Annotated in this window: 3 protein-coding genes; all 3 read left to right on the forward strand. The window is 38.6% G+C overall.

Annotated features, from left to right (window positions below; all coding sequences use genetic code 11):
* Nucleotides 1-198: 198 nt before the first annotated feature.
* Nucleotides 199-1,323 (forward strand): PTS sugar transporter subunit IIC, encoded by a 1,125-nt coding sequence (locus tag HMPREF2933_RS07155; protein ID WP_024051514.1) that lies wholly within the window; start codon nucleotides 199-201, stop codon nucleotides 1,321-1,323.
* A gap of 75 nt (nucleotides 1,324-1,398) precedes the next feature.
* Nucleotides 1,399-1,848, forward strand: coding sequence for an NUDIX hydrolase (locus HMPREF2933_RS07160; RefSeq protein ID WP_024051513.1), 450 nt, complete (start codon nucleotides 1,399-1,401; stop codon nucleotides 1,846-1,848).
* A 63-nt stretch (nucleotides 1,849-1,911) separates the two neighbouring features.
* Complete coding sequence (locus tag HMPREF2933_RS07165; RefSeq protein WP_024051512.1) at nucleotides 1,912-2,211, forward strand: DUF1827 family protein; 300 nt, start codon at nucleotides 1,912-1,914, stop codon at nucleotides 2,209-2,211.
* Nucleotides 2,212-2,265 lie beyond the last annotated feature (54 nt).

The raw sequence follows: 2,265 nt of genomic DNA on the forward strand, positions 1-2,265 counted from the left end.
TAAATTGTAAAATATAGTGCAACAAAAAAAGGAGTTACGTTATGTTGGTTATAGCTATTATTATCATTATTTATAGTATCTTATCAAGGCGTAGCTACCGTTTTAAAATGGGATAATCATCTCCATTTTTACATGACTCCGCCTTATTCTCATTTGGGATAGGGCGGATTTTATTTTTCAAAAATAAAGGAGTTTTTTATGACAAAAGAAAACACAACCGCATCACTTACCCCTAAATCATTTTTGCATAAAGTTCTAAACGGCACCGCAATTGGTGTTATCGTAGCCTTGCTGCCTAACTGTATCTTTGCCATTATTTTCTCTTTAGACTTTTTCAAAAATAATGCTTTCTTTGCAACTTGGAATGTGGCTAACGTTCTTTTCCAAGCCACTTTATCTGCCGTAATTGGAACGCTGGTTGCCTTGGAATTTAATTTCAAAGGAATGAAAGCTGCGCTTCTGACAGCCATTGCTTTTGTTAGTTCTGGTGCTTCTAGTAAATTAGCTGGAGCAACGGAGTTATTAGGATATGTTCAAAAGCAAAAAGCCCCTTCTGAAATTACGGCAACTGCAAACAAAATGGTTACTGGATTCTACACGACTGGTACAGGGGACATTATCAATGTCATGCTAATTTGTGCCCTTAGCGTTCTCGTATTGCTCTGGCTAGAAGGGAAATTTGAATCCTTTAATTTTGTTCTTCTGCCAATCGTTGGATCGCTTCTTGCGACTGTGGGGTTATTCACACTTCCTTATGTCAAAATGATTTCTAGCTTAATCGGGCAAGGAATCATCTACTTTACGGATCTTCAGCCTTACTTAATGAGTGTTCTCATCTGTGTTACTTTTGCTATCTTAATCGTGGCTCCAATCTCAACTGTTGCAATCGGTCTTGCCATTGGACTAAATGGACTCGCTGCCGGTGCTTCTGCTATGGGGGTCGGAACAACTTGTATCGTACTTGTTGTTCATTCATTCTTCGTCAATAAACCTGGTGTAACTGCTGCTGTCGCCCTTGGTTCAATGAAAATGATGATGACCAATGTCTTTGAGGACCCAATCTCTTATGTTCCTATTGTCGCAACCTCTGCTGCTACTGGTCTGTTGGTTCCGCTCTTCACCATTACCGGGACGCCTGCATCAGCAGGTTTTGGATTAGTTGGTCTGACTGGACTCTTCACTTCTGTTACAGGCGGACTTCCCATGGGACTGGCAATCTTAGCTTGGCTTGTCATCCCAACAGTCGTTGCCATTCTTTTCCGTCTTCTCTTTGAAAAAGTGCTCAATTTATATACAGCAGATATTTTCAAATTTGAACCTTAAAATGCTTGAAAGCCTTGACAGCACTTGATTTCTGCATTATGATATTAGTAGCATATAAGAAAGAGTGGAAACGATATGACAGTCGCAACTTTTGGAGAAAGGCAAGAAGACGTTCAATATGTGAATCGCTATGGCGTTTATGCAGTTATTCCAGATGAAAAGCAAGAAAAGATAATTTTAGTGCAAGCCCCCAACGGCGCTTGGTTCTTGCCCGGAGGCGAGATTGAGCAAGATGAGGATCGCTTAACTGCCTTAAAACGTGAACTGATTGAAGAGCTTGGTTTTACTGCTCAAATCGGTCAATATTACGGACAAGCAGATGAATATTTTTATTCTCGCCACCGCGATACCTATTTTTATAACCCTGCTTACATTTATGAAGTAAGCCAGTATGAGCAATCGCAAGCACCTTTAGAAGATTTTAATCAGCTCGTCTGGTTTCCAATCGCAGAAGCTATTTCCAAATTAAAACGTGGCAGTCATAAATGGGGAATTGAAATGTGGAAAAAGAATCATAAAGTATGAGAAATTGTTCACATTTCTTATGAAAAAGTGCTATAATAGGAATAGAATATAGGAGGAAGTCAGATGAAGCTTATTAACACGACAAACAGCCATGCACGCCTTGTACAAAGTCAATTAGAAAGTACAGATGCTACACTAGTTGAGACTTTTTCCGCTGGAAATACAGACGTCGTCTTTACGCAAGCACCTTTTCATTATGAAATTCTGATTTCAAATAAACACCGCACCATTCGCGAACAAGAAGTTGAAAAAATTCGAGAATTTTTTTTGAAACGAAAAATTGATACAAAATCGATTGATGTTTCTCGAATTAAGACACTCTATTCAACAAACCTCATTGAAATATCCATCCCAACTAAATAAGCCTGTCAAGGCTTATTTTTTTGTTTGATAAATTGTAAAATATAGTGCAACAAA

Source organism: Streptococcus sp. HMSC066F10 (genome assembly GCF_001813805.1).
Lineage (GTDB): Bacteria > Bacillota > Bacilli > Lactobacillales > Streptococcaceae > Streptococcus > Streptococcus vaginalis.